Source organism: Methylobacterium nigriterrae, assembly GCF_037106235.1.
Classification (GTDB): Bacteria; Pseudomonadota; Alphaproteobacteria; order Rhizobiales; family Beijerinckiaceae; genus Methylobacterium; species Methylobacterium nigriterrae.
Genome location: NZ_JBAWTG010000021.1, coordinates 13660 through 40392, shown reverse-complemented (window position 1 = coordinate 40392; position 26733 = coordinate 13660). Strand labels below are relative to the sequence as shown.

The 26733-nt window shown below is 70.9% G+C and carries 17 protein-coding genes and 1 pseudogene; 12 read left to right on the top strand and 6 right to left on the bottom strand.

All coding sequences use genetic code 11. The features are described 5' to 3' along the window. Positions 1–21 precede the first annotated feature (21 nt). Both WDW90_RS13560 and WDW90_RS13555 read left to right on the top strand, forming a co-directional pair. Positions 22–2163: a carbohydrate porin gene (locus tag WDW90_RS13560; protein ID WP_431311034.1), complete on the top strand. Its 2142-nt coding sequence runs from the start codon at positions 22–24 to the stop codon at positions 2161–2163. A 455-nt stretch (positions 2164–2618) separates the two neighbouring features. Further along, positions 2619–3959 carry a glycoside hydrolase family 16 protein gene (locus WDW90_RS13555; protein WP_336487919.1) on the top strand — a complete coding sequence of 447 codons (1341 nt, stop codon included), beginning with the start codon at positions 2619–2621 and terminating at the stop codon, positions 3957–3959. Here WDW90_RS13555 and WDW90_RS13550 read toward each other — a convergent pair. Beyond that, a complete protein-coding gene (locus WDW90_RS13550) occupies positions 3953–5512 on the bottom strand; it encodes a hypothetical protein (protein ID WP_336487918.1) in 1560 nt (519 codons plus the stop codon). The genes WDW90_RS13555 and WDW90_RS13550 overlap by 7 nt on opposite strands. Positions 5513–5855: 343 nt before the next feature. Here WDW90_RS13550 and WDW90_RS13545 point away from each other — a divergent pair, with 343 nt between their 5' ends. From WDW90_RS13545 to WDW90_RS13535, 3 genes are all read left to right on the top strand, one after another. Beyond that, positions 5856–7127, top strand: a complete 1272-nt coding sequence (locus WDW90_RS13545) for an alpha-hydroxy acid oxidase (RefSeq protein ID WP_336487917.1) — start codon at positions 5856–5858, stop codon at positions 7125–7127. A gap of 436 nt (positions 7128–7563) precedes the next feature. Beyond that, positions 7564–8826 (top strand): polysaccharide biosynthesis/export family protein, encoded by a 1263-nt coding sequence (locus tag WDW90_RS13540; RefSeq protein WP_336487916.1) that lies wholly within the window; start codon positions 7564–7566, stop codon positions 8824–8826. Positions 8827–8860: 34 nt separating this feature from the next. Then, positions 8861–10684: a GumC family protein gene (locus WDW90_RS13535; protein WP_336487915.1), complete on the top strand. Its 1824-nt coding sequence runs from the start codon at positions 8861–8863 to the stop codon at positions 10682–10684. Between the two features lie 357 nt (positions 10685–11041). Here WDW90_RS13535 and WDW90_RS13530 read toward each other — a convergent pair whose 3' ends face one another. Next, a complete protein-coding gene (locus tag WDW90_RS13530) occupies positions 11042–12238 on the bottom strand; it encodes a glycoside hydrolase family 5 protein (protein ID WP_336487914.1) in 1197 nt (398 codons plus the stop codon). Positions 12239–12702: 464 nt separating this feature from the next. Between WDW90_RS13530 and WDW90_RS13525 the strand changes: the two genes are divergently transcribed. Both WDW90_RS13525 and WDW90_RS13520 read left to right on the top strand, forming a co-directional pair. Further along, positions 12703–12855 carry a hypothetical protein gene (locus WDW90_RS13525; protein WP_336487913.1) on the top strand — a complete coding sequence of 51 codons (153 nt, stop codon included), beginning with the start codon at positions 12703–12705 and terminating at the stop codon, positions 12853–12855. Then, positions 12848–13804: an alpha/beta hydrolase family protein gene (locus WDW90_RS13520; RefSeq protein ID WP_336487912.1), complete on the top strand. Its 957-nt coding sequence runs from the start codon at positions 12848–12850 to the stop codon at positions 13802–13804. The genes WDW90_RS13525 and WDW90_RS13520 overlap by 8 nt, the downstream gene beginning before the upstream one ends. Positions 13805–13954: 150 nt before the next feature. Here the strand turns inward: WDW90_RS13520 and WDW90_RS13515 are convergent, their stop codons facing one another. Continuing rightward, positions 13955–14632: a class I SAM-dependent methyltransferase gene (locus WDW90_RS13515; RefSeq protein ID WP_336487911.1), complete on the bottom strand. Its 678-nt coding sequence runs from the start codon at positions 14630–14632 to the stop codon at positions 13955–13957. A gap of 708 nt (positions 14633–15340) precedes the next feature. Between WDW90_RS13515 and WDW90_RS13510 the strand changes: the two genes are divergently transcribed. Together WDW90_RS13510 and WDW90_RS13505 are read left to right on the top strand one after the other, a co-directional pair. Continuing rightward, positions 15341–18670, top strand: coding sequence for a DUF4214 domain-containing protein (locus tag WDW90_RS13510; protein WP_336487910.1), 3330 nt, complete (start codon positions 15341–15343; stop codon positions 18668–18670). 153 nt (positions 18671–18823) lie between these two features. Next, a pseudogene (locus WDW90_RS13505) lies at positions 18824–19255 on the top strand (alpha-hydroxy-acid oxidizing protein); the annotation flags it as partial. On the opposite strand, the gene WDW90_RS13500 reads toward WDW90_RS13505, so the two are convergent. From WDW90_RS13500 to WDW90_RS13490, 3 genes are all read right to left on the bottom strand, one after another. After that, on the bottom strand, positions 19211–20008 hold the full coding sequence (locus WDW90_RS13500) for a LuxR C-terminal-related transcriptional regulator (protein ID WP_336487909.1): 798 nt from the start codon (positions 20006–20008) through the stop codon (positions 19211–19213). The pseudogene WDW90_RS13505 and the gene WDW90_RS13500 overlap by 45 nt on opposite strands. A gap of 574 nt (positions 20009–20582) precedes the next feature. Beyond that, a complete protein-coding gene (locus WDW90_RS13495; RefSeq protein WP_336487908.1) occupies positions 20583–22058 on the bottom strand; it encodes a glucosamine inositolphosphorylceramide transferase family protein in 1476 nt (491 codons plus the stop codon). A 4-nt stretch (positions 22059–22062) separates the two neighbouring features. Further along, on the bottom strand, positions 22063–23307 hold the full coding sequence (locus tag WDW90_RS13490; protein WP_336487907.1) for a glycosyltransferase family 4 protein: 1245 nt from the start codon (positions 23305–23307) through the stop codon (positions 22063–22065). 339 nt (positions 23308–23646) lie between these two features. On the opposite strand from WDW90_RS13490, the gene WDW90_RS13485 reads away from it, so the two are divergent. From WDW90_RS13485 to WDW90_RS13475, 3 genes are all read left to right on the top strand, one after another. Then, entirely contained in the window at positions 23647–24291 is a 645-nt protein-coding gene (locus WDW90_RS13485; RefSeq protein WP_431311033.1) for an exopolysaccharide biosynthesis polyprenyl glycosylphosphotransferase, read from the top strand. After that, positions 24291–25094 carry a WecB/TagA/CpsF family glycosyltransferase gene (locus tag WDW90_RS13480; RefSeq protein WP_336487906.1) on the top strand — a complete coding sequence of 268 codons (804 nt, stop codon included), beginning with the start codon at positions 24291–24293 and terminating at the stop codon, positions 25092–25094. The genes WDW90_RS13485 and WDW90_RS13480 overlap by 1 nt, the downstream gene beginning before the upstream one ends. Before the next feature lie 254 nt (positions 25095–25348). Then, the gene (locus WDW90_RS13475; protein ID WP_336487905.1) at positions 25349–26563 is read left to right on the top strand and encodes an ATP-binding protein; all 1215 of its coding nucleotides are present in this window, start codon (positions 25349–25351) and stop codon (positions 26561–26563) included. The last annotated feature ends 170 nt before the right edge of the window (positions 26564–26733 follow it).

Genomic DNA, 26733 nt, shown 5'->3' with positions numbered 1-26733 from the left:
GCATCGTGGCAGGGGGCAGGCTTGGACGGGCAGGACGCGAATCGGGGCGGGTGGAGCGGCCGCAGGAGGCTGCTGGCCTCGGCGCTCGCCGCGACCTGCCTCGCGCCTCTCGGCGCGGGTGCCGCCGATCTCGCCGCGCCCCGGCCTGCCCCGGCGCCGTCCTACATCGACTGGTCGGGCGGCTATGTCGGCCTCGAGGGCAGCGCGGGCGCGTCCTTCGGGGCGCTCGATTTCGGTCCGACCACGATCGGCGGGCGCACCGTGCCGGCGTTCCGGACGGGCGACGCCACCGGCCGCTCTGACCGGGGGCGCGATGCCACGACGGCGGTCGGCGGCCTTCTCGGCGGCTACAGCTGGCAGACGGGTCCCTGGCTCTACGGGATCGAGGTCGGCATCGCGGGCGCGAACCTGAAGCGCCCGGTGGCCTCGCCCGCACCGGGCTTCGGCTACGAGGCGGCCGATCCCGCCTTCAGCCTGATCCGTGCCAAGACCGACATCTACGGCACGCTCCGGGCCCGCCTCGGCTTCAGCTTCGAGCGCTCTCTCGTCTACGCGACCTTCGGTCTCGCGGGCGCCGAGACGCGCCTGCTCGCGAGCTATCCGGACCTGGCGGGCGGGGGCGCCGCCACGGCCCGCCGCGACCTGTCGCGGCTCGGCTTCACCCTCGGGGCGGGCGTGCAGTACGCCGTTACCGAGGAACTCGCCCTCGGCCTCGACTACCGCTACCTCGATCTCGGGCGCAGCGCCCGATTCGGCCTCGGCACCGTGCCGGGGCCCGATGGCGGCCCCGTCTCGACACGGGTCGGCTTCACCTCGCACCAGATGCTGGCACGCCTGTCCTGGTATCCAGGCGGCCTCACCCTGCCGCCCGAGCCTGACGAGGCGGCGCCCCACGACCCCGCCGCAGCGACGAGCGACCGGGTCTCGCTGCACGGCCAGACGACCTTCGTGAACCAGGGCGTGACCGGGTTCCGCTCGCCCTATCGCGGCGAGAACAGCCTCGTGCCGCATCAGGCGCAGGCGACCACCACCGCGACCGCCTTCCTCGGCCTCAAGCTCTGGGAGGGGACCGAGCTCTACTACAATCCGGAATTCTCGCAGGGCTTCGGTCTCTCGCGCACGCTCGGCGTCGCCGGCTTCGTCAACGGCGAGGCCCAGAAGGCCGGCGCGCCCTTCCCGAAGCTGCGCTCGAACCGCTACTTCCTGCGCCAGACCTTCGGCCTCGGCGGCGAGACCGAGGATGTGCCGGACGGCCCGAACCAGGTCGCGACCCGCCGCGACGTCGAGCGGATCACGGTGGTGGCCGGCAAGTTCGCGCTCGGCGACTACTTCGACGGCAACGTCTACGCGCACGACCCGCGCGTCGATTTCATGAATTGGTCCCTCTGGGCCTCGACCGCCTGGGACTTCCCGGCGAACCTGCCCGGCTTCACGCAAGGGCTGATGGTCGAGTACAACCGGAAGGAGTTTGCGATCCGGGCGGCCTACACGCAGGTGCCCAAGGAACCGTCGAGCGACGTGCTCGATCCGCGCCTATTCCGCCGGGCCGGCGCCACGATCGAGTTCGAGGAGCGGCACGTGCTGCCGGGGCTCGACCAGCCCGGCAAGATCCGCCTCGGCCTGTTCAGCAACCTCGGCAATTCTGCCAACTACCGCGAGGTCGTGGCGCTGACCCAGGCCGGGCTGTTCGGCGACGTCAACGACGCCGCCGCCGCGACCCGGCGCCCGCGCCGCAAGAGCGGCGTCTACCTGAACCTCGAACAGGCGCTCACCGCCGATCTCGGCGTCTTCGCGCGGGCGAGCTACGCGGACGGGCGCAACGAGAACCTGTCCTTCACCGATGTCGATCGGAGCGTATCGGGCGGCCTCTCGCTGAAGGGCACGGCCTGGGACCGGCCGGCCGATACGATCGGTCTCGGCGCCACCGTGAACGGCCTCTCGCCGGCGCATCGGACCTACTTCGCCGACGGGGGCCTCGGCCTCCTGATCGGCGACGGGCGCCTGACCTACGCCCCCGAGCGCGCCGTCGAGGCCTACTACGCGCTGGGCCTCACCAAGGCGCTCACGGTCTCGCTCGATTATCAGTTCGTCGCCAATCCCGGCTACAACCGCGACCGCGGCCCGGCCCATTTCTTCGGCACCCGCCTCCACGCGGATTTCTGAATTCCCGCCACCCTTTCCTGCCTCCCCGATTCGGTGCTGCGCGCGAATCAGCGACGCGTCAGCGCCTCGGCGCACCGTCGCCGCGCCGGAATCCGGCCTGCCAGATCGCCGGGCAACGGCTCCGCTCGGGCCGCATCCGGCGGGCCCGCTCGGTGCGCTGCCGTACGGCACAAGTCGTTGAAAGTGCCGGCAGAAAAATCGGAGTAAAGACATTAAACCTAAGAGAATAAACCAATATACGGCACAAATGTAGTAATTGATACTAAGATTTGGATGCGCCAAATGTTAAGCAATTGTCCATTTTGCCGCATTTTGGCCCTTTTTCGACTTACAACCGCGGCCGTCACAGCGTCCCGGATATTTCAAGAAAAAGGACTGAAATATTGGCTATCGACCCGAATAATCTCGCCGCTACGGCGCATCTCACGTTCAGCGATGAGTTCAATAGCCTGGACATGCGTCACGACCATTCGGGCTCGGGAACTTGGAATACCACCAATACCTACTCCCCAGGTGGCTATGCGGCGGAGCAGACGTGGTTTGTCGACGCAGACAGCAACAACACCGGCATGACGCCGTGGTCGGTCAATAACGGCGTCCTGAACCTGACCGCCTATGACCACGATTCCAATGGCAAGCCGGTGACCTCGGGCCATCTCGACACGCAGGGTACTTTCTCGCAGCAGTACGGCTACTTCGAGATGCGCGCCGAGATGCCGACAACGGGCACGGTGGCCGATGGCGGCCAGGGCGATGGTGTCGGCGGTGGCGCGTTCTGGCTGCTCAACCAGGACGGGTCCTGGCCTCCGGAACTCGATATCCTCGAGCAGGCGAACTGGGGCGGCATCTACACGACGCATTCGGGCGTCGGTGGTCATTCGGCCGAGAGCAGCTGGTCCAACATCCCGGACATCGGCTCCGCCTATCACACCTACGGGGTGGACTGGGAAGCGGACAAGACGACCTGGTACGTCGATGGAAAGCAGGTCTTCCAGGCTGACACGCCCGCCGACATGCACAGCCCGATGTACATGCTGCTGAACCTCTACGGCAACGACGACGGCGGTTCGGGCGATTCGACGATGCACGTCGACTACGTGCGGGCCTACGCCGAGGGGCCGGGCGCTGCCACCGCCGGCACCGGTTCCGCCGCCGTCACGGCGCCCGCCGATACCGCGGCGCCCGGCACCGAGACCGGCGCCGGTGCTCCGTCGACGGGTGATGCCGCGACCGCGACCCCCGTCGTCACGGCTCCGACGAACGAGGCCGCCTCCGGCACGGCGGGCTCCGGGACAACGAACTCGGGCACCGCGGCCGATCCCGCTTCGCAGACTCCGGTCGCGTCCCACCCGACCGATTCCGCCGGCACCACGACGCCGACGCATTCGGCCACCCCCGCGGCGCCGACCGAGACGGCGGGCGCAACGCAGCCGAGCGGGACCGCCGACACGGGCTCGGCCCAGCCGGCGAACCCGGCGAGCCCGGCCGTCCCGACCGACACCGCCTCGGCCGGATCCCAGGACGGCGCGTCCGGCCAGTCGCATCACGGTTGGGGCCACAGCGGGGGCCACCAGGATGCCTTCCATTTCGGCCAGTCCCTCAACACGGGCTCAGCCGATGCGGGGAGCGGCGCCGGCGACTGGCACGACCTGTTCCAGGGCGCGACCGCCCAGGCCGGCTGCAGCCGGGCTTCGGTCGCGGAGACCGGCTCGGAGGCCGTCCTGGATCAGGGCGCGGCGCATTGGTCCGACCATTACGCGGATGCGTCCGCGGCGCACTACGCCGGGCATCACTGAGGCGTCCCGGTCCGGACGCACCGCCGCGCAGGCGGCGGTGCGTCCGGACCGGTCGGGAACGGCGGGTCGGCTCCCGGTCGAGGGAGCCGATACCCGGGACGGAGGCGGCCCGCGCGATCGGCGCGGGCCGCCTCTCCGCGTTCGGGCCATGGGCTGGGTTGGGCGAAGACGAGTCCCACCAGCAGGAACAGCAATCCGGCGCTCGAGGGTGAGAACAGCGCCTCCTCCTGCATCAGTCCGTTCGCGAGGAGGCCGAGCGTCGCGCAAGCGAGCACGAGGCTGAGGCCGTCGCGGCGCGAGGCGAGGCGTCGGAACACCGCCCAGACGAGCAGCAGGTATGGCAGGCAGGCGATGCCGAGCTGATCGACCATCACGCCGATGGCGCTCTCGATGCCGCGGGTCAGGCCGGCCTGCTGGGCCTCGATGAAATCGATCTGCCCGTTGATGCCGGCCTCCGTCAGGTTGCCGCCCGTGCCGACGCCGTGCCCCAGGGGGTTGGCCAGGAAGGCCTTGAACCCGCCGATCAGGCCGAGCACGTGGAAGTCGCCGTGCCGCAGGCCGAGCAGGATCGCCACGAGGCTGACGAGGCCCCACAGCACCCCGAGCCCGAGCATCCTCAGGGCCGGCCCCTGGCCCGTGAGGCTGCGCGGCGCGAGCCGGACCGCGGCGCAGATCAGCAGCAGCAGGAAGGCGCCCTTGGAATTGATGCCGTAATGCAGCGGCACCTGGAGCAGAAGGATCGTTATCGGAGCCCGGGCCAGCAGCGGCAGCGAGGCGACGACGACGGCATAGCCGAAGCTGATCGGGTGCCCGGTCGGACCGACGAGCCGCACACCGGTGAGGCCGCTCTCGGCGAGGTTCGGATCGTTGAAGAGCGTCGTCTGCTGCGCCTGAAGCCATTGCGCGAAGCCGAGGAACAGCCGGAACTGGATGTCGGAGGCGCGCTCGGTGATGCGCAGGAGATACTGGTCGAAGCCGATAAGGTCGTAGAACGATTCCCTGAACAGCATCTCGGCGTAGCCGAAGACGAGGATGGCCGCGAAGGCCACGCCGAACCAGCGCAGCGGTTCCCGCCCGCAGACGCGCCCGAACGCCAGCCCGAGAATGAGGCTGACGGGCACGAGGGTCATGTTGCGCGCGTAGGCGAGCGCGCCGCCAGGCCCCGCCACCGCGACACCGAGGGCGGTGTGGGCGCCGATGAGCGCGAGCGCGAGCGCGCCGAGCCGGATCAGCCGCCGGTCGGCACGCGGGAAGGTCCGCCCGGTGGCGAGGCATTCGAGCGAGACGGCCGCGAAGATCGACGCGGTGATCAGGAAGCTGAGCGCCCGGGCGGTGTTGACCTCGGCGACCGAGGAATCCTCCCTGACCCAGAGCGCGATGGCGACGTTCTGGAAGATCAGGGCCAGCATCAGGAAGGCCGGCACGGCGGTCCGGAAGGTCAGCAGGAAGAACACCGAGAACAGGGCCGGCAGGACGAGCGCGGGCGCGCCGTAGGTCAGCAGGATCGCCGGGCAGAGGCCGAGGAACAGGATCCCCGTGGCCACGCCGGCCATCGGCGATCCGGCGCCCGGTCGTGGGAGGAGTGCGTGACGCATCCGCATGCGCTGGTCCCGTCCTGCCCCGTGCAGGGTCCGCTCCAGTACAAGCAGAGGCGCGGCGCGCGGGCGAGCGGCCATCGGTGGTAGTCCGAACGATGGGTTCGCGACGGCCCCGCGGCAGGGGGCGCCGGCCGGGGCCGGTCAGCCCCGGATTCGAAGCCGGCCGAGGCCGCGAGCTACACCGTTTGAGCCGGGGTGCCCCGCCGATGATCCGTTGCGATCGCGGATGAAGCCCGCACGATGAACCGTGATGGCCGGGCAGCCCGCCCGGCCGGCATCGCGACGGGGGCGGCGGGTCATGAAACTCTCGCAGGTCATCGAGATAGAGGACTTGCGCGGGATGGCGAGGCGCCACCTGCCGAAGATCGTGTTCGATTGGATCGAGGAGGGGGCGGGGGACGAGGCCGCGACGCGGGGCAATCTGGAGAGCTTCCAGCGCCATCGCTTCCTGCCCCGCTATCTGCGCGACGTGTCGCGGCGCGAGCAGTCCACCACCCTGTTCGGGCAGTCCCATGCCAGCCCGTTCGGGTTCACGCCGACGGGCATGCAGGGCCTGATCCGGCCGGGCGGCGAGCGCCTGATGGCGCAGGCGGCCGCGCGGGCCGGCATCCCCTACGTCCTGTCGGGCCTGTCGACCACGCCGATGGAGGAGGTTGCGGCGGCGGCCGGCGGCCGGATGTGGTACCAGCCCTACCCGACGGCCGATCAGGCGATCGTCGACGACCTGATCCGGCGCGCGCGGGATGCGGGCGCCACCACGCTGGTGGTCACGGCCGACCTGCCGGTGGAGGGCCTGCGCCTGCGCAGCCTGCGCAACCGCCGGTCCGGCCGGCCCAATCCCGGGGTGGTGCTCGAAGCGTTGCGCCATCCGCGCTGGATCCTGGATTACCTGCGCGCCGATCCGAGGCTGCAGGATCTGGCGCCCTACGCGCGGGCCGGGGCGAGCCGGCGCGAGCTGCACCTGTTGTTCGGGCGCGAATACACGCCGGTGCGGGCGAAGCAGACCTGGTCCGATCTCGAGCGCTATCGCCGGCTGTGGCCGCGCAGCCTGGTGGTGAAGGGGCTCGTCAGCCCGAGCGATGCCCTGCAGGCGGTCGAGCTTGGCGCCGACGGCATCGTGGTGTCGAACCACGGCGGGCGCCAGCTCGAGCGGGCGCCGGCCCCGCTCGACGTGCTGCCGCAGGTGCGGGCCGCGGTCGGGGACCGGGCCGCGATCCTGCTCGACGGCGGCATCCGGCGCGGCTCCGACATCGTGACGGCGCTCTGCCTCGGGGCGCGCTTCGTCTTCATCGGCCGGGCGGCGCTCTACGGGCTCGCGGCGGGCGGCCAGGCTGGCGTGAGCCGCGCGGTCGAGCTGCTGCAGGAGGAGATCGACCTCGTCCTCGGCCAGATCGGCTGCACGGCCATCGACCAGCTCGGACCCGAATGGCTGTGGCAGCCGGACCTGCCGCGCCAGGGCGTCGGCGCGCCCTCCCGCAACACGCTCTCGCTCGTCGGCTGCGCGCCGCCCGTGGCGGTCCCTGCCGGGCCCGCCGCCGCGCGCGAGACCGCGGGCGGGCGCGCCCGCTGAGCGAGGCGCGCCGCTTCGGCACTCGGAGCGGCGGCATCAGGCCGAGGCTGCCCCCGCTGGCGGCACGGTCGCCCGCCCCGTCGCGCCTACCGACCAAGGGCTACCCCGAAAGGGGGATGGCCTCGCCCCGGGCCGCGAGGGGGCGATCCCGCCGCCCCGGCGGCGTCGGGGCGGTTGCGGCCTCGTCGCGGCGCGTGCCGGGCGGGTGACGAGGCGTCGGGCGCGCCGAAGCGGTACAGATGCAGATCGATGATCGGTCGAGCACGACAGCCATCTCATGGTCGTAATACTTTTTTATCGTGCCTTAATTGCTAAGCGCCGATGATCATCGATCGTACATCTGCTTAGATCGTCCGCATCAGAACGTTCGCGCCGAACCTTCGAGTTCCGATCGCGCGACGGCTTCTCGCGTGGTCCGCGGATGTGGGGTCGATGCATGAGGAACGGTCGTAGGTCCCGTCTGCTTCCGCCGGTCGGCCTCCTCGCGATTTGCGTCGCACTTCTCGCTCCGATCGGGCCGGCGCGGGCCGCATACCTGCTGCAATCCGGCGATGTCCTCGAACTCGTGGTTGCAGGCGTGCCGGAGCTGCGCCAGCGCTCAACCATCGGGGTCGACGGCGACGTCGCGTTCCCGCTCGTCGGCCAGATCGCGGCGGGCGGGCATGAGATCGGCGATCTGCGGACGCGGCTCCTCAACCAGCTCGGTTCGAAGGTCTACCAGCAGCGCACCAATGACGGCCGCGAGGTCACGCACGTGATCCAGCCGGAGGAGGTCTCGGTCTCGGTGGTCGAGTACCGCCAAGTCTATCTCAGCGGCGACGTGGCCCGGCCGGGCGAGCAGCCCTTTCGGGCCGGCATGACCGTCCGCCAGGCGGTCGCGGTGGCGGGCGGCTTCGACGTGCTCCGCTTCCGCATGAACAATCCGGTCCTCGAATCGGCCGATCTCCGGGCGGAGTACGAGAGCCTCTGGGCGGATTACGCCCGCGAGCAGGCCCGGATCTGGCGCGTGCGCTCGGAGCTCGGCGAGAAGATCGAGACGGACCCGGCGGAGCTCAAGCTTCCCGTCGCCCCGGAACTGATGAAGCGCCTGATCACGGCCGAGGACAACCAGCTCAAGACCCGCAACGGCGATCTCGAGCGCGAGCGCAAGCACCTCCAGGACGCGATCCAGACCTCGACGGCGCAGCTCGCGGTCCTCGCCGAGAAGCGCAAGAAGGATGAGGAGGGCAACCAGGCCGACGTGGCCGATTTCGAGAAGATCCGCGAGTTGTTCCAGCGCGGCATCACGGCCAACGTGCGCATCACGGAATCGCGCCGGGCGGTGCTGCTGTCCTCGACGCAACTCCTCCAGACCATCGTCGAGATCACCAACATCGAGCGGCAGCGCAACGATTACAGCCGGCAGCTCACGCGTCTGAACGACCAGCGCCGCCTCGACCTGCTGCGTGAGCAGCAGGACACCAACGTGCGGGTGGCCCAGCTCACGGCGCGCCTGCGCGCGGTCGGCGAGAAGCTGCTCTACTCCAGCACCATGCAGTCCCAGCTCATCCGAGGCACCGGCGCCCGCCCCGAATTCCTCGTCTATCGGTCCGGCTCCAAGCACGCCGTTCCCGGCAACGAGGACACCGAGCTGTCGCCGGGCGACACCGTCTTCGTGGCGCTTCGCGGAGACGCCGTTTTCAACCAGGCGATGCAGTGACGCGCCGGTCCGCTTTGGATGGGGATCCAGTCTGATGTTGCAGCTCCGCGATAAGTTTGGTGTCGGTGCCGGCTGGACGGTGCCGGACGCGCCGGAGGCCGAGGTCGTCGACTTTGCCGGCATCCTCGCCTTCCTGCGGCGCAACGCCCGCATCTGCGCGCTCTTCACCGTCCTGGCCACGCTCCTCGGCGTCGCCGGGCTGACGCTCGTGCCGCCCCGCTACACTGCCCGTACCACCATGCTGCTCGACGTGCGCAAGCCGCGGGCGGTCCAGGACCAGGGCGCGATCCCGAACAACAGCACCACCGCCGGCTTCGTCGAGAGCCAAGTCGTGGTCCTGCAATCCACCGTCACGATCGAGCGCACGGTGGCGATGCTCCGCCTCGCCGACGACCCGGAGTTCAACGGCTCCCAGGACCTGCGGGCGGTGGTCGCCCGCCTGTGCCCCTCGCTGCTGAGCGCCGTCTGTCCGCGGCTGCTGACGAACGACGAGCCCGCGCGCGCGCGCGCCGCCGTCGAGCGCGTGCGGGAGGCCATGGTGGTGCAGCGCATGGGCCAGTCCCAGGTGATCGAGGTGACCTTCACCTCCGAGCGCAAGGAAAAAGCCGCCGAGATCGCCAACGCCCACGTGCGCAGCTACCGCGACGCCGAGGCCGCGGCTGCGACCCGTATGACTCGCGAGGCGATCGCGTGGCTGGAGGAGCGCATCGAAGCCCTGCGGCGGGGCGCCCTGGAGGCGGATGCGCGCCTGCAGGAATTCAAGAGCGGCAATACCGCGACGACGGATGCGCGCCAGCGCGCCTTCACGCTGCGCGAGCTGATCAGCGCCTCCGACAACCAGCAGGCGCTGTACCAGGGCTTCGTGCATCGCTACGCGGAGACCGCGCAGCAGCTCTCCTTCCCTCTGTCCGACATGCGCATCCTCACCGAGGCGACGCCGCCCTCCCGTCGCGCCGGTCCGCCGGCTTCCGCGCTCCTGGCCTTCGCCGCCATCGGAGGCCTCGTGCTCGGGCTGACGGTGGCGGGCACGCGGGAGAAGCTCGCCCAGGCGATCCACACGCCGGACCAGTTCGAGAAGCTCGCGGGCCTGCCCTGCCTCGCGGTCCTGCCGGCGATCCCGGCCTTGGGCCGCCGCGGCCGCGCGCCGGTCGGCCGGGACCCGGCGTCCCGCCTCTGCGCGGCGGGACCGGAGCCCGACGTGCTGCGGTTGGCCGTGAGCGACCCCGGATCGGGCTTCTCGCGCGCGATCGGGCTCCTGCTGGCCCGGCTCGAGACCCGGCCTCGGGTGAACGGCGCCGTCGTGATCGGGTTTGCGCCGGTCGCGGACGGTTCCGACCATGCTGTCCTGGCGGCCAACCTCGCTTTCCTGGCGGCCGCGCTCGGCCGCCGGACGCTGCTCGTCGACGCCGACGGGCGGGAGGCGACCCTGACGGGCCTGCTCGCCCCGGAAGCCGAGGCCGGCGGCGTCGGGGTCGCGGCGGTGCGCTGCTCGATCGAGGGGGCGCTCTACCGGGACGAGGCGACCGACATGGCCTTCCTGCCGAGTCGGTCGTTGTTCCGCACGGAGGCGGGCCATCCCGTGATCTGCCCGGATTGGGTGTCCTACGTGATCTCGGAAGCCCGCCACGCCTACGCGCTCGTCGTCGTGGCCATGCCGCACCGGTTGCAGGCCGGGGACGCGCATCACGCCATCGACGCCCTCGACGACCTCGTGCTCGTCGGTGCGGCCGGCCGCCTGCGCGCCGAGGAGGTGCGGGAGATGATCCGCACGATCCGCGGCAACGAGGACCGGGTGACGGGTCTCGTCCTCAGCGACGTCGCCGATCCGGCGATGCGCGCGCGGAACGGGCGCGGATAGGCCCGGGAAGCCGGTCCGGGCTCGGGGCCGGGGCGGATCCCAGGCCGCGAGCGCCGGTTCAGGCGTTCGGTTCCCGGCCCATCCTGCCAGCCGAGCGGGTGCGACCGAGCGCGGGCTGCGCGCCGCCGCCGGGATCGGCGAAGGCGCAAGGCCCCGTCCCGTCTCCGGGCATGCGCGCGGATGAAGCGGCTTTCGCGAGTTTTCTCCCTGATCCGGAGGTCATGGGAAACACCCGAATCCTTCACGGCTCGGCGTTTCGCGCCGAACCGGTGGCCGCTCCGGCGGAAAATGCTTCAAACTATTGATCTGGCGCGCTTTCTGATTGCCGAACCGGCAGCCACTTTGGCGGAAAGCGCGCTAGGGAGATCCGGTCAGGGCCGGCCCGAGGGTGGGGTCGAGGCTCTCGCGGCCGTCGACGCGGTGGATGAAGCCGAAGCCGTCGGCGTATTCCCAGTGCGTCCAGCCCAGGCAGTGCCGCTCCGCCGAGCCTCGCACCGCCGCGACCCAGGCGGCGCGGGCCTCCGGGGCCGCCCGGAAGGAGAGCACGCCGAACTCGTTCACGATCACCGCACGGTCGTTGCGCGCCGACCACGCCGCGACGCCCGCCAGGATCGCGTCGATCCGCTCCTGCGTCCACGGCTCGCGATATTCCTCCGCGAGGTTGTCGGCCGCGGCCGCGTGCCCCCTCTGGCGCAGGCTCGCGACCGCGGAGGCGAGGTCCGCGGACGTCGACGGGAACGGAATCCGCTGCCTGACGGGTGCCGGATTGGCCTCCCAGCTCTGGCCCTGGTGGGTGAAGCTCACGGGATCGTAGAAATGCACCGCGTAGATGATGTTCTCGTCCTCCAGCGGCGTGATCGCGTCGAGCGCCTCGGGCCGCTGGAAGAAGGTCGGCCCGTAGATCAGGGTATGACCGGGAGCGATGGTCCGGATCTGCGCGACCACCTTCGGACCCTGCCGGGCCCAGACCTCGCGCTCGACCACGGGCTCGTTCAGGACCTCGAAGAACACGCGGTCGGCCGGGGTGCCGGCATAGTGCCCGGCGAGCCGCCGCCAGGCCGCGAGGAGCACGACGAGCGCCCGATCCGGGTCCTGCCTGTGCAGCTCCTGGAACCGCGCCGCCGGGTGCATGTCGAGGGAGACCGCGTAGCCGAGCCGCAGCAGCGTGGCGAGCGCGGCGTCGATCTGGCCGAGGGAACGGGCGGCCACGGCCGGGCCGCCGAAATCGTCCGAGATCGCCTCGAGCGTGACCGGCAGGCGGACGTGGGAGAGGCCGAGCTGCCGCAGGCGGGCAAGCATCGCGACGTCGGGCTCGCGGGGCGGCCACTGGTCGGTCCAGCCCGGCAGCGAGAAGCCGCGCGCGAGCGCCTGCAACCGCCCCGGCGGCACCGCGCCGCGGCCGGGCGCCGCGCAGGAGCGCGCCGTCGCGGCCGGCCCGGGATCGGGCGCGGCAGGTCCCGCCTGCGCCGCGAGCGCCAGCAGCACGGCCATGCTCGCGGCTGGAATCGCGATCCGGCGCAGCGCCGAGGCGGTGGTCGGATTCGTTTCGGTCATCGGCACTCCTCCAATCCGGCCCGGGACGCCGGGCTCGGACCCTGTCGGATCCGGGGCCCCGGCAAGCCTCCGCCGGCAAGCCTCCGCTGTCCTGCCGAGGATGGGCGAAGCGGGGCCTCCCGACGCCTTGATCATCCGGACTAGGACAGGGGTCTTTCGCATCGGGACGCGGCAGGCCGCGACGCGCCCGGACAGCCGCGGTGAGGCCGCGCCCCGGAGGCCGCGCTCACGGGACTGCGCCCAAGGAAACTCTCCCCATCGTGACGGAGAGAGCGGTCCGGACGTTCAGGACAGCCGGGCGGCAATCCGGAAAAAGGAGTACCTCTCCCGAGCAGATCCGCCTTGGCGTCGGCCGTTGTCACCTGTCCTTGCCTTAACAATACTGCTGGAGTTGTTGATACGCGATGGGATTCGGCCCGCGACCGCTTGGGTCGCTGGCTTCACTGATAGCGGGAGCTGACGCCATGCCCATGCAAGCGGCGAGGAGGCGGATCCCGGCGCCGATCCTCAGGGCGACCGCCCCGGCGGTGCGGACGGCGCTCGTGGCGCTCGTGGCGCGCTTGGCGCGCGGCGCGCGCCGGCGCAGCGTCGGGCCGGCGGATGGATCGAATGCTTGATCTCGCCGGGCTGCGGCGCCGGGTCCCGCGCGGTGCGGGGCCTCTCGCGCGCCTCATGGGACCGGGCGCGCTCCTGCTCGGCGCGACCCTGCTGCTCGTCTCCCAGCCGATACGGGCCCTGCGGGCAATGCCGGGCGATTCCGTGATCCGCTTCCACGAGGAGGCGGGCGTGCGCCCGGGCGAGATGCGCGTCTTCCTGCACCGGCCGCCGGGCTGGAGGCCCGAGGACGGGCGTCTGCTCGTGGTTCTGCACGGGGCGGAGCGTAGCGGCGCGCTGATGCGCGATGCCTGGCGCCGGGCCGCCGACGCCTACGGGGCCCTGGTCATCGCGCCCGAATTCAGCGCCCAGCAGTTTCCGGGGCCGGCCTGGTACAATCTCGGCAACGTGCTCGACGCGCGCGGAGTCATCCGGCCCCGCGATGCCTGGACCTTCTCGGTGCTCGACCGGGCGGTCGAGGCGGTCCGCGCCGCGACCGGCGCGGCCGCCCCGCGCTACACCCTCTACGGCTTCTCCGCGGGGGCGCAGTTCGTCCACCGCTACGTTCTGCTCACGGGCGCCCCCGGCATCGACCGCGCGGTTGCGGCGAGCGCCGGATGGTACACCCTGCCCGATCCCGGCCTGGACTTCCCCTGCGGCCTGCGCGGCACCGGGGTGGAGGCCGGCACCGTCCGGGGCCGCCTCGCCTTCCCGCTCAGCATTCAGGTCGGCCAGCGCGACACGAGCCCCCGGGATTATTTCGGAAGCGAGGGTCACGAGGCCTGCGCGGATGCCCAGGGTTCGAACCGTTTCGCCCGCGGCCGGTTCTTCGTCGAGGCGGGGCGCCGCGCGGCGGCGCAGCACGACGCTCCCTTCGCCTGGCGCTTCGTCGAGGCGTTGGGCGTCGGCCATTCGGAGGACGGGCTGGCCGACCAGGCGGCCGGAACCTTGTTCGCCCTCTCCACGCGCTGAGACGCACGGCCGCCCGCGGAGCGGGCAGCAGGATGCGCGCCCGGCCCGGCCGGGCGCCTCTCCCACAGGGACGGGGCCGATGGGCGGGGACGATGGACCGGGCCGACGGGTCGGCGCCCGATCGGCGCGCCGGTCGGAGATGGCGGGGGGTCAGCCCGCCGCTGCCCCGGGCTCGGGCGCCTGAGCTGCCGCGCCGGGTTCGGCCTTCGCCAGGAAATCGTAGACATGCGTCACCTCCGAGAAGGAGACGCGGCGTCCGAGATGGAAGCGTCCATCGTATGCGAAGCCGGCCTCCTCCCAGAGCCATGCCGGATCGGCGACCCGGTTCCGGTTCCAGCCCAGCACCAGGAATGCGCCCGGCTCCAGAATCCGCGAGAGGCCCTCGAAGGCCCTGCGGATCTGCGGCTCCGCGTCGATGCCGAAGCCCAGGACGCCGCTGGCGACGATGCCGTCGAATCCGTAGCAGGCCTCGACCTCGTCGAGGCGCGTCGCATCCGCCACGATATGGCGGCCGGGCGCGCCCCAGCGCGATACGGCCGGATCGATGTCGAGGGTCCAGACCTCGATGCCGCCCGCGCGCAGGGCGTCGGTGAAGGTCGTCGTGTACTTGCGGACGCCGATGTTCAGGACCCGGCGCGCTCCGGACCGGATGACGGCGCGCTGGATCACCTCGTTCAGATAAACCCGATCCGGCGAGGTCGCGATCTGTCTCTGGAAGACGAAATCGTAGATCGGCCGGCGCAGGTTCGGCGGGATCAGCAGCTTGGCGCCGCGTCCGAGCGAGGGCGCATGCAGCATGGCGCGCTGAACGGTGTCGAAGACTCTCATGAGGTCGTCCCTTCTCGCCGCTCGAACCGCAGTTGGGCGCGCATGAAATCCGCCGCTGCTCGGCAAGTTCCGCCGGGACTGTGGCATGGAGATATTGGTCAATCAACGGCATAGTACACGAGTGTTAATATCCATAACGATATAATGCCGACGCCATGCTCCTTGGTGATTGCACGAAGCCATAGATAGTCCGAAAGGATTATGGTCGGTTCGTCTCGCTTGTACGGAGGGGCAGGCTGCCGGGGGGCGGCCACGCCCGGTGTCGTCATCCCGATTCTCAGCGGTCTGCCGGGACGCGACTTGCCGTACGCGCCCGTCAGCGCCCCCGGTCGCCGCGATCGCGGCATCCGGCAAAATCCAGGGGAAGCCGCGTCGCATCAGGGCTCCGACGACGGGCAAGCAGGCACGGCCAAGCAGGCACGATCATGCAGGCACGGCCAGCGGGCGCGCCGCACCGAGAGACGAAGATCCGTCGTCCCGAACGGCCCCGGACTCCCGAAGACGGCGCCCGGACTGCCTAATACGTCATGGCAGGTTACCTCATTCGAGGCGACTCTTTCGCGTTACCATGTATTGCATCTGAATAATACTTATTAAGCTTGGTACATTAATCGACACGACGAAGTTTTGCTGCAACAAAGGCAAATTGAAATGTTCTTGCTGGCGAGCAATACATCGACCGGCGGGCTTGTCTTGGAGGAACTGCCGATGAGTCTCGACACAAGCGCTGCCCCCTACACGGCGATCACCGACTTCTACCGCCTGATCCTGCAGCGCGATCCGGACGATGCGGGACTGCAATACTGGCTCGCGGCAGCCAGCGGCGGTAAGTCACTCTCGGACATCGAGCACGCCATCATTGCTTCGGCAGAGGCGCAGACTTTCGTGGATCCGATCGTCAGGTTCTACCAAGCCTCGTTCGGCCGCGTGCCGGACAAGGCCGGCCTCGATTATTGGGTTGATCACGTCGCCAATGGATCGATGTCGCTCAAGAATGTCGCCGACGCGTTCGTGAACTCGCCGGAATTCGTCGGCGCACACCCCAATGGCGCGGTGGTGACAGCCGAATACATTGCGTCCCTCTACCAGAGTGCCCTGGGACGTGAGGGAGCAGCATCGGAAATCCAATGGTGGCTCGATGCCGTCAAGACGCCGGGCTCGGGCTACGGGACCTGCGGAGATGTGTTGCTCGGCTTCGTGCAATCGCCTGAGTTCATTCAACGGTCGGACGCGGCTGTCGACAACTTCCTCGCCGACGCGGGTGACGGCAGCGCGACCTACACCGGCGCGCTGATGCCTTCCAATGTGCCGCCGGGCGGTACAGGTAGCGGCGGCACCGGCGGCGGCACCGGCGGCGGCGGCACGGGCGGTGGCACCGGCGGCGGCGGCACCGGCGGTGGCACCGGTGGTGGCGGTACCGGCGGCGGCACCGGTGGTGGCGGCACCGGCGGTACGCCCGTCCCACCCCCGCCCGTGATCGGGCATGTCTCCGGAGCGTCCGGCTACGATGCCGGATTCACCGTGACGACGGGAGCGGCCGTCACGGTGACGGTCGGCGGCACCGTCCTCGACGCGGCCGCGCTCGGGGCCAAGTTCGACAAGGGCAGCGCGAACGGCCTCGATACCTACACGGCGAAGGCAGGTGCCTTCGCGGGCAGCGAGGCGGTCTCGGTCTCGGCGACGGTCACCGACTCGTCCGGCAAGACGAGCACGGCAACCGTCCTGGCACTCGACCCGATCGATACGACGGCGCCGGACGCACCGACCGTCTCGCACCTCGTCGGGACGGGAGGATTCGACGCCGGCTTCACGGTCCCCGCGGGCGCGGCGATCGTCGTGACCGTCAACGGCAGCGCTCTCACGCCCGCCCAACTCACCACCGACTTCACGAAGTCCAGCGCGAACGGCGTGGACACCTACACCGAGAAGGCGGGCGCGTTCACCGGCGCGGACACGGTCGTCGTCGCGGCGACCCTGACGGATGCGGCCGGCAATACGAGCCAGGCCACCGCCTTGACGCTCAATCACAGCCCGCCGCCGCCCACGAGCCACGTCGTCAACATCGAGAGCGGCGCCGACCTCACGGCCGCGAACGCGTCGACATATGCCGCCTACGACACGCTCGACGTCTCGGGCGGCTCCGGCACCTACGACGTCTCGCTCGTCGACAACTTCAAGCACTTCCAGATCGATGCGGGCATCAAGGGCGCCCAGACCGGAGCGATCAGCCTCGTCAACCTCCCCTCGACGAGCGTGACCTTCGACATCCTCAGCGCCAAGAGCCAGAACCTGAGCACGAACCAGGACCTGTCGATCTCCCTGAAGAACGAGACCGGACTGTCCGACAGCGTCACGCTGAACCTCACCAGCGTCGACGGCGACGATGACGGCGTGATCGAGGGCGCCATCACCACCGGCGTCGTGACGATCAACGGCTTCGAGCACGTCACCGTCAACGCGAACGTCTCGTCACCCGATGCGGGCATCGCCGCGAGCCAGTACAGCGAGACGACGACGCTGATCGCGCACGATCTGAGGACGCTGACGATCTCGGGCAATGCCAGCGTCTGGGTCAAGGGCACCGGTACCGTCGGCAACGATCAGCTCGGCGACGTGACCGCCTCGCAACTCTCCACGATCGATGCCCATCAGGCGACCGGCAACGTGACCGTCGACTACTCGCTCGGGCACGGCGTCTCCTATCTCGGCTCGGCCGGGGTGGACACGATCACGACCTCGGACGGAGGAACGGTCTACGGGGCGGGCGGCAACGACCGGGTCACCCTGGCGCTCCACACGATCCCGGCAACCCCGGCGACGCCGGCGGTCCAGGAAGTCCAGACATTGACCCTGGCGGGCAACACGCTGGCGGGCGCGGCCGATTCCGGAACCAATACCGTGAGCGTCACGATCGGGGGCGTCATCGTCACGACCGCGCCGGTCGATATCGGCGACAAGGCGGCCGTGGTCGACGCCCTGAAGACGGCGATCGAGGCCGATGCCATGGCCAAGGGCCTCGTGGACGTCACGACCGGTTCCAGCGGCGACGGCGTCGGCGGCGCCTACGAGGTGCAGACGCTCACCTTCGGCGACGTCACGGGAACGCCGAACGCCAGTTCCGACCGGGTCACCCTCACGATCGGGACTCACGAGTACCTATCGAATCCCGTCGACCTCAACAACAAGGCCGCGGTGGCCTCCGATCTGGCGGCTATGGTCAACGCCGATCCAAACGCCACTGCCGCGGCGACCGTCAGCGGGACCGCCCTGGTGCTGACCTACAAGGTCAAGGGCGACGTCGTCGACCTAGCGACCTTCAACGGAGATCCCGCCGGGACCTTCGGGGCGATCGCCGGCACGGTGGCCGAGACGACCAAGGGCGCTCCGCCCACGGGCGCGAGCCCGACCGATCAGTTGATCCTGACCTACAAGCTTGCCGGCGACGCCACCACGGCGACGTTCAATGGGGACGCGGACGCGGACGGCCTCGGCCAGGCTGCCACGGCTGCCACGGGTTCCTTCGTCGAGACGACGAAGGGGGCGCTCGAGGTGCCCGGGACGCCGGCATCGACCGCCAGCGCCGGTCTGCAGGCCGACACCCTCGTCTACAAGGCCGCGTCCGACGCCCAGGTGACGGACGATCACAGCGGGCATCTCGCTGCGTCGAATGCCGGCACGGTCGAGACCATCGTCAATTTCACGTCGGCGGCGGACGCGGCCGCCGCCAATATGGCCGGAGGTACCACCGCCTATCATCACGACGTGCTCGACTTCAAGGCGTTCGGCTTCACGGATCTGTCGAGCAACGGCGTGCTGACGCTCGCGTCGGCCGACCCGTTCAGCGGCAGCTTCCCCGCTTCGCAGACGGACTTCTTCCGGGAGGGGGGGGAACATCACGATGTCGCGGTCAGCCAGTTCGGCGGCAACACGTACGTGTTCGTCGATGCTAACCACGATGGCAACTTCAGCGCCGCGGGCGACATGGTCCTGAAGCTTGCGGGCACGCATGCGCTGAGTGCCGCGGACTTCGTCGTGTAGCGGCGCGCGAGCGCAGGGTCGGTCAGGCGGCGGGATGCGTCATCGCATCCCGCCGCGTCGCGTCAGGACAGGTTCGGCTCAAGCCGTGATCCCGATGCGGAGGGACCCGGGCCGAACCGTCCTCCCGGGCCAGGCGGCCGGGCGCCGGCCCCGCTCTACGTGCTGCCGCAGGTGCGGGCCGCGGTCGGGGACCGGGCCGCGATCCTGCTCGACGGCGGCATCCGGCGCGGCTCCGACATCGTGACGGCGCTCTGCCTCGGCGCGCGCTTCGTCTTCATCGGCCGGGCGGCGCTCTACGGGCTCGCGGCGGGCGGCCAGGCCGGCGTGAGCCGCGCGGTCGAGCTGCTGCAGGAGGAGATCGGCCTCGTCCTCGGCCAGATCGGCTGCACGGCCATCGACCAGCCCGGGCCCGAATGGCTGTTCCACAGGTCGAGCGCCTGCGCACGGGCGCGGACGGGCCGCCCCGGGCGAGCCCGGCGGTCCCCGCCGAAGCGAGGCCCGGATTGCCTGAGGCGGCCCCGCCGAGCGAGGCGGAGACCGTCAGGGCACGTCCGCGGGCGGACCCGCCGCGGCCCGCGCGCGTGAGCGGCCGTTCGGGGCCGCCGGCAGAGCCGGCCTCGGCCATCGAGGCGGCGCGAGATCGTGGTCGATGGCCCAGATCGCCGCCTGCGTCCGGTTCTTGACCCGGATCTTCCGGAGGATCGCCTTGATGTGGACCTTCACGGTCGCTTCGGTGATCGCGAACTTGCGGGCGATCAGCTTGTTGGACTCGCCCGCCACGAGGCAGCGCAGCACGTCCCGCTCGCGGCTCGACATCAGCGGATCGGATTGCGGCGGCGCACCCCCGTCCGGGCGGGGTTCGGGCGCCGCCGCGGCCTCGGCGTCGTCCTCCGGGTGCGGCAGGACGGCGGCGAGCATTCCCGCGGTGAGCACGGTATCGCCCAGCATGATCACGTCGAGGGACTTGACGAGCCGCTCGCAGCTGATCGTCTTGAGAAGGTAGCCGTGGGCGCCGGCCCGGATTGCCAGGAGCGCGTCCGAGGCGTCGCCGCCATCCGCCAGGAGGATGACTCGTGCGCCCGGGAAATTCTTCCGGATCGCCAGCACGTGGCAGACGGTCGCGGCCCGATCCTCGTCGATTCCGATCAGGAACAGCACGGTCCCGCCGGCCCGCGGCCGCGCGATGTCGAGCGCTCCGAAGGCGGACGCGGTGGCGATCACCTGGAACCCTTCTCCGCTGAGGATGTGCTTCAGGCCCTCGCGCAGCAGAGGGTGCGCGTCGACGATGACGATCGCGACATCGTTCCTGCACGGGAGGGCCGAGGGGCCCGCTGCCATTCGTGCCATCTCCCTGACCTCTGGTCTGCCCGCCGGCATGGACTCCGTGATCTCGGGCCCCGTGATCTCGCCGCGGTCGCGGGGCGTGCCTCGGGGCCGCCGGCGGGACCGCCGCGATCCGCGATCGCGGCGAGACGACGGGGCGCCGGTCCTGCGCCGGCCGGCAATCCCCTCCCGGGCCTCGCGGCCGAGCCTCGACGATGGACGTGATCGCCGGATCGTCCGCGCGGTGCCGCGCCGCCGCGCGGAGCGGCCTCGGCTCAGGGCCCCCCCGTTCGATCGCGGCGTCGCGCCTCTTCTGTGCACTTTCCTGATCTTAACTTAAGACATATCTGCAAAATTCGCCCCACCGGCAAGTGCATCCCGGAAAAAGAATACTTCTTAGTTGTCTTTAGCACGAAAGTGCTAGGCTTGCGCAGGCATCCCCTCCGCTTCGGGCGGCCGTGTCTCCCGATTCGTCCTTTCGCGGACATGCCGAGCCGGGGTCACCCGAACCGAGATTGCGCTCGGCGCCGCCTCGCTCGTGCTGGAACGCCCGCGCCGCGCCGACCGCGGCCGATCGCCGGGACCGCGCTCAGAAGGCGCGGATCCGGCCGCTCGGGATCGGGCCCCGCGAGGACACCGCCGAGCCGTCGATGCATTCGAGGCGCCCGGCCCGGTTGAGGGTGTGCAGCCGCCGTCCCGGCCATTCGGGACCCGGCCGCACCACGGCCCGGACGATCTGGCTGAAGCCCTCCTCGTCGAGCCGGGTGACCTCGGCAAGGCCCACGGCCCGCCCGTAGCCGCCCCGGCAATCCTGCACGGGCCGCCAGAGACGGCCGCCGCGCCGTACCAGGCCCCCGGCGGGGCGGGCCGCCGAGGCGTCGATCAGGATCGGGTTGGCCGGGTGCGGCCGCCAGGGGCCCGCGAGCGCGTCGGCCATGAACAGCGAGAGCGTGTCGGAGGGGGCCCCGCCCCCGTCCCGGGTGGTGCCGAACATCCAGAAGCGCCCGTCCTGGCGGTGGATCGTGGCGTCGCTGAGCTCGATCCCGTCGAGGAGCACCGCCTCCTCCACCCAGCGGGTCGGGAAAGGGTCGGCCCGATAGAGCCGCACGCTGCTGTCGGCCGAGCTTTCCGGCACCATCCAGATCTCGCCGCCCTCCTCGATCAGGAAGGGATAGGACAGGTGCCAGGGCGTCTCGAGAACGGGGCGCGGCGGGCCGGACGGCCCGTTGGGCCCGAAGGGGATCGCCGAGATGATCCCCTTGCGCGTGCGGTGGTCGAAATCCTCGGCGAGCAGCCAGGTCTCGCCCCGCCAGACGGCCGGGAACGGATCGGCCAGGAAGCGCAGGCCCGGATCCGGCACGTCGCGCCAGGCCGGCCCGCCGAGACCCTGCCGGTCGTACACGTCCGGCCCGTCGACGAAGCGCCAGCCGATCCGCCAGTGCGGCGCCCGCGTGCAGAGGCGGTAGAGCCAGCGCACGGCCGCGTAGGCGAGGTTGCGGCCGGCATAGCGGGCCACCGCCGCCGCGCCGGCCGATGCTGGCGCAACCGGGCCGGGATCGGGCCCGGCCATGGCACGCGACAGGACCGCGACCGCCAGCGTCGCCGCCCGGGCCACGACGGATTCGTAGGCCTCGTGCAGGCTCTCGGCCGTCTCGGTGGAGGGCAGCGCCCGCCCGAGGACGCGGGCGCTGCCGGCCTCGGCGATCTCGAGGAGGGGGGTGCGCCCGGCCAGCAGCGCGCCGAACAGGGCGGCCTCGTCCGGCACCCCGTCGTAGAGGAGGCGCAGGGCTCCCGGACCGCCGCTGCCGGCGACGCTGAGGTCGAGCACGCGGCCCGGCCTGGGGTCGGCCGCGGTTTCGAGGGGCTCGACGCGGTCGCTCGGACGCGGGCCCGGCAGGCGGCGGACGAGCTGCTCCAGGGAGAGGATCAGGTCGACGGACGAGGGCAGCGGAGCCCCGTCCGCCGTGGCGAGGAGAGCGGGCGCGCCGCGTCCGGAGAGCCGCACCGCGAGGTCGACATGCCAGCGTCGCAGGCGGGACTGGTCGACGAGGAGGGCGGTGTCCATCGCCTCACCCCCTCCCCGCGCCTGCCAGGCCGCGGATCAGCGCGTCGTAGGCGCTCACCATGCCGTCGACCGGGTAGCGCGCTGCGAGGCGCCGGCCGCGCTCCGCCAGGATCGCCGCCCGCGCGGGCGCGTCGACAAGGCCCGCGACGGCTTGCTCGAAGGCGTCCGGGTCGCTCGAATCGGCGAAGACCGCGCAGGGCTCGCCGTCGACGGCGAGCACCTCGCGCAGCACCGGCAGGTCGTTCGCCACCACCGGGAGCCCCGCCTGCGCCGCCTCGACGGCCGCGAGCCCGAAGGTCTCCATCTCCGAGGGGAACACGAAGACGTCGAGGCTCGCCAGGAAGTCCGCCACGCCCTCGGGGCCGAGCTCGCCGAGCAGGTGCAGGCGGTCGGTGCAGCCCCACTCCCGGGCGAGCGCCGCGAGGGGGCCGCCCTCGGTGCCCTGGCCGGCCAGCGCGAGGTGCCAGGTCGGGTGCTCGCGCAGCATCCGCACGGCGACGTCGAGGCGCTTCTGCGGGTGCAGCCGCGCCGCGCAACCGAGCAGCACCACGCCGGGCGGCAGCCCGAAGCGGGCGCGGGCCTGGCCCCGGTCGAGGGAGCTGCGCTTGACCGCGACGCCGTGGTCGATCCGCGTCAGGCGCTCGCGGTAGCGCCTGGGATGGGCCCGGTAGCTCGCCTCCGCATCCGCGGAGACCGCGACGATCCGGCCGTAGAGGCCGAGGCGGCCGAGCCAGCGGTCGAGGAAGCGTGCCGCGGCCGGGCTGCCCTGGGCGGTGGTGTTCTGGTTCGCCACCACGCGGGGCGCGCCGGCAAGCCACGCCATGGGTGCGCCGATCACGTTGCCGTAATGCTGGAAGCACAGGACGACGTCGGGCCGGAAGCGCCGGATCTCGCGGCGCAGCCGCAGCAGCAGGCGCAGGAGATCGAGCGGCCCAGAGGGGCGCGCCTCGGCGCAGAAACAGGCCGTCGCATCGCCGTCGAAGGCGGCGGTGCGCCGGAAGAAGAAGAGCTGGCGGATCAGGTGCCCATGCTCGGAAAGGCCTTGGCCGAGGAGCCGGGCGATCTCCTGTGCGCCGGCATTCTCGGCCTGGGTCTGCAGGAGGAGGAGCCGCAGGCCCCCCGCCGGCGCGGCGCGGTGCACGGCCGGCGACGGGAGGGGCGATGCGACGGTCGGAGCGGATCCCGGATGGGCGCGGCCGCCCGCGGCGGCGGGGCACCTCCCGTCGCGTTGCCCGAAGACCTGAACCAAGGCGCCCCTCCCCTCGCAACCCGCAAGCCGACGATCCCAGCCCCCGCCGGAGACAAGCCAGGGTCTGACACGCCTCGGCTGCCGTTCGCGACTGCTCGTGCGGGCTACTTCCTCCGGTGGAGCGCGGGCCGCGCCGGAGGGCGACGCGAGGGGCATGCAGGGCCGGCATCGGCCTCTCAACACTGCATGAGCTTCCGAAAATGCGCAGAATTACCCCCAAATACCATTCGGAAATGCGTGAATTGCACGGTTAATTTTCTGACAATTCAAATTGTTTTGTTGGAAACGTACGCTTTACGGCGGCGTCAATATTTGGGGGCTGTGCCTATGTCACAAAACGTGTCGAGCTTTGTTGCCGGAAATCTCACGCACCCGCCGCGAGCCAGCGGACGTTATGCGGACGGCGCCAAGCGTCTCCTCGACATCGCGCTGTCGGCCCTCGCTCTCGTCGCGCTCGCCCCCCTCCTGATCCTCGTCGCCGGGGCGATCCGGCTGGATACGCGCGGGCCGATCCTGTTCCGGCAGACCCGGCGGGGCCTCGACGGGCGTCCCTTCCGGATCCTCAAGCTGCGCACGATGAGCGTGATGGAGGACGGCGCCCGGATCGAGCAGGCGCGCGCGCAGGACCCGCGGGTCACCCGCGTCGGCGCCTGGCTGCGACGCACCAGCATCGACGAGCTGCCGCAGCTTGTGAACGTGCTGCGGGGCGAGATGTCGCTCGTGGGACCCCGCCCGCACGCCATCGCGCACGACGAGTATTACGGGGCGCTGATCGACGAATACGCCATCCGCCACCGGGTCAGGCCCGGCCTGACGGGCTGGGCGCAGATCAACGGCAGCCGCGGGCCGACGCCTGAGCTCAGCGACATGGTGGACCGCGTCCGGCTCGACGCCTGGTACGTGCGCAACCGGTCGCTGCGCCTCGATCTCCTGATCATCCTGCGGACCGCCCGGGTGGCCGCCTTCAGCGAAGGAGCCCTGTGATGACGGGCGGCGTCCTCTCTCCGCACCTGATCGGCGCCGGCGCGGACGCGGTCCGCGTCGGCGGCATCCGGACGAACCGACTGACCCGACGGGATCTCATCGAGCGGATGATCTCGGATTGCCGCGCGGCCAGGATCTCGGGTCTCCCGCCCAAGCTGGTCTTCGCCTCCAACGGCTCCGTGATCGCCCGCTACCACCGCGATCCGGCCTTCCGGTCCTTCATGGACCAGGCCGACATCATCGATGCGGACGGGATGCCCCTCGTTCTGGTCTCGCGCTGGATCGGCAGGGCACCGCTGCCCGAGCGGATCGCCACGACGGATTTCATCCTGGACGCGCTGCAGGCCGCCGTCACGGCGAGGCTGCGGTTCTTCTTCCTGGGCGGGCGCGACGAGGACAATGCGCGCGCCATCGCGCAGTTCCAGTCCCGCTTCCCCGGCCTCGAGATCGCGGGCGGCCGCGACGGCTACTTCCGTCCGGACGAGGAGGCCGCGATCTGCGAAGACATCCGCGCCCGGGAGGTCGACGTGCTCTGGCTCGGCCTCGGCAGCCCCCTCCAGGAGAGCTTCGCCGTCCGGAACCGTTCGCGCCTCAACGGCGTCGGCTGGATCCGGACCTGCGGCGGCATGCTCGACTACTATTCCGGGCGGGCGCCCCGCGCGCCGCTCTGGATGCAGAAGGCCGGGCTCGAATGGCTGTTCCGCTCCGCGCAGGAGCCACAGCGGCTCGGGTCGCGATACCTGCGCACGAACCTGCCGGCCCTCTACCACCTCCTGACGAAGACGGGGGAGCCGGGCGCCTGAGGGCGGCCGACCGGGGGCGAAGGCCCGTGCCCCGGAAACCGGCCTCTTCCCGGCCTCTTGCCCGCCTCTTGCCGTCCCCTTCCCGGCCTGGCCGGCCCTCAGCCGGGAGGGGTACCACCTCCGGCCCCGGACAGCTCCTTAAAAGGATTTGTCTCCGGCTTGGCGATCGACAAGATTGGATCTCGTCGATCGTGTACTGTTGAAAAATGCAGTCATAGGCTTTCAGTCAGATAAAACGGAAAGAATGTGGGCTCATGATGAAGCTCATCGAGCGATCCCGGATCCGGAAACCGTACCCGGCTCCGACCTCGAACGCCGGTCCGGGGCGGCCGTTGCGCGTCGTGCTTCTATCGCCGCCCGGCGATTTGGGGCTGATCGTCCTGCGCTGCCTGGGCTCGTTGGGGGCCAAGACCTTCCTGGTCTGCGAGCCGCGTTCGGCGATCCGGTTCTCGTCCTACGCGGCCGGAACCCTGGTCGTGCGCGAGGGGGTCTTCGAGGATCCGCGGCTCATCGCCGACGCGATCAACGCGGCCGATGCCCAGGAGCCCGTCGACGTCGTCATCGCGAGCACGACGGCGGCCGCGCGCCTGCTCGCGGGCATCCGCGACCGGATCCGCCCGGCGGTCTTCCCGATCCCGGACCTCGCGACCCTCGCGACGCTCGACCACAAGCACAGCTTCGCCCGGCTCTGCGGCGAGTGCGGCGTGCCGACGCCCCGCACCCTGTTCTACGCCTCGCCCGCCGCCGTCTGCGTCGCGACGATCCGCGACGAGATCGGCTACCCTTGCGTCGTCAAGCCGGTCGGCGCCTCCGGCGGCGAGGGCGTCAGCTTCGTCGCGCGTGAGAGCGACCTCGCCGGGGTCCTCGCCGGCGAGAGCGGCGTCCTCGACGGCGGCCTCCTCGTGCAGCGCTTCATGCCTGGCAACGATGTCGGCCTCAGCGTCTTCGCGGTCGAGGGCGAGATCCGGCACTGGACCACGTTCTACTGCGACGGCTACTGGTCGACCCGCTTCGTCGAGATCCCGGAACTCCTCGCAGCCGGGCGCCGGCTCGTGGAGCATACGCGCTACACCGGCGTGGCGAATTTCGACGCGCGGCGCTCGTCCGCGACCGGCGAGCTGACCTTCCTCGAATGCAATCCGCGCTTCTTCCGCCGGGTCGACGCCGCGCGCCAGTGCGGGCTGGATTTCGTCGCGGCGGGCCTCGTCACCCTGGGCCTGGCCGCGCCGGAGCCCGAGACGCTGACGCGGGGCTGTCACTTGGCGGCGCGCGACCTCGTCCTACCGATCGGCCTGCGGATGGTCCTGTCCGGCGCCTATCCGCTCGGGGCGGTCCGCCACGACGCGGTCGAGTTCCTGAAGGATCCCGCACCGGTCGCCGGCTCCGCCTTCCTCGAACTGTTCAGGCACGTCCTCGGCAAGCTCGCGCCCCGGCGCACTGTCAAGGTGGGCAAATGCCCGAACGCATGACCCTGTAAGCCGAACGGGCCGGAGAGAGCCCGCATCTTCGATGTCCCAAGGGGGGGCGTACGCCCAGTTCGGAGCCCGCCGCGTGCCCGGCGCCCGTCCTGCCGGCACGAAGCCGATTCCAGACCTGAACCCTTGGTCCCCCGGGGCCGGCCCCGCGATCCGATCGTCCC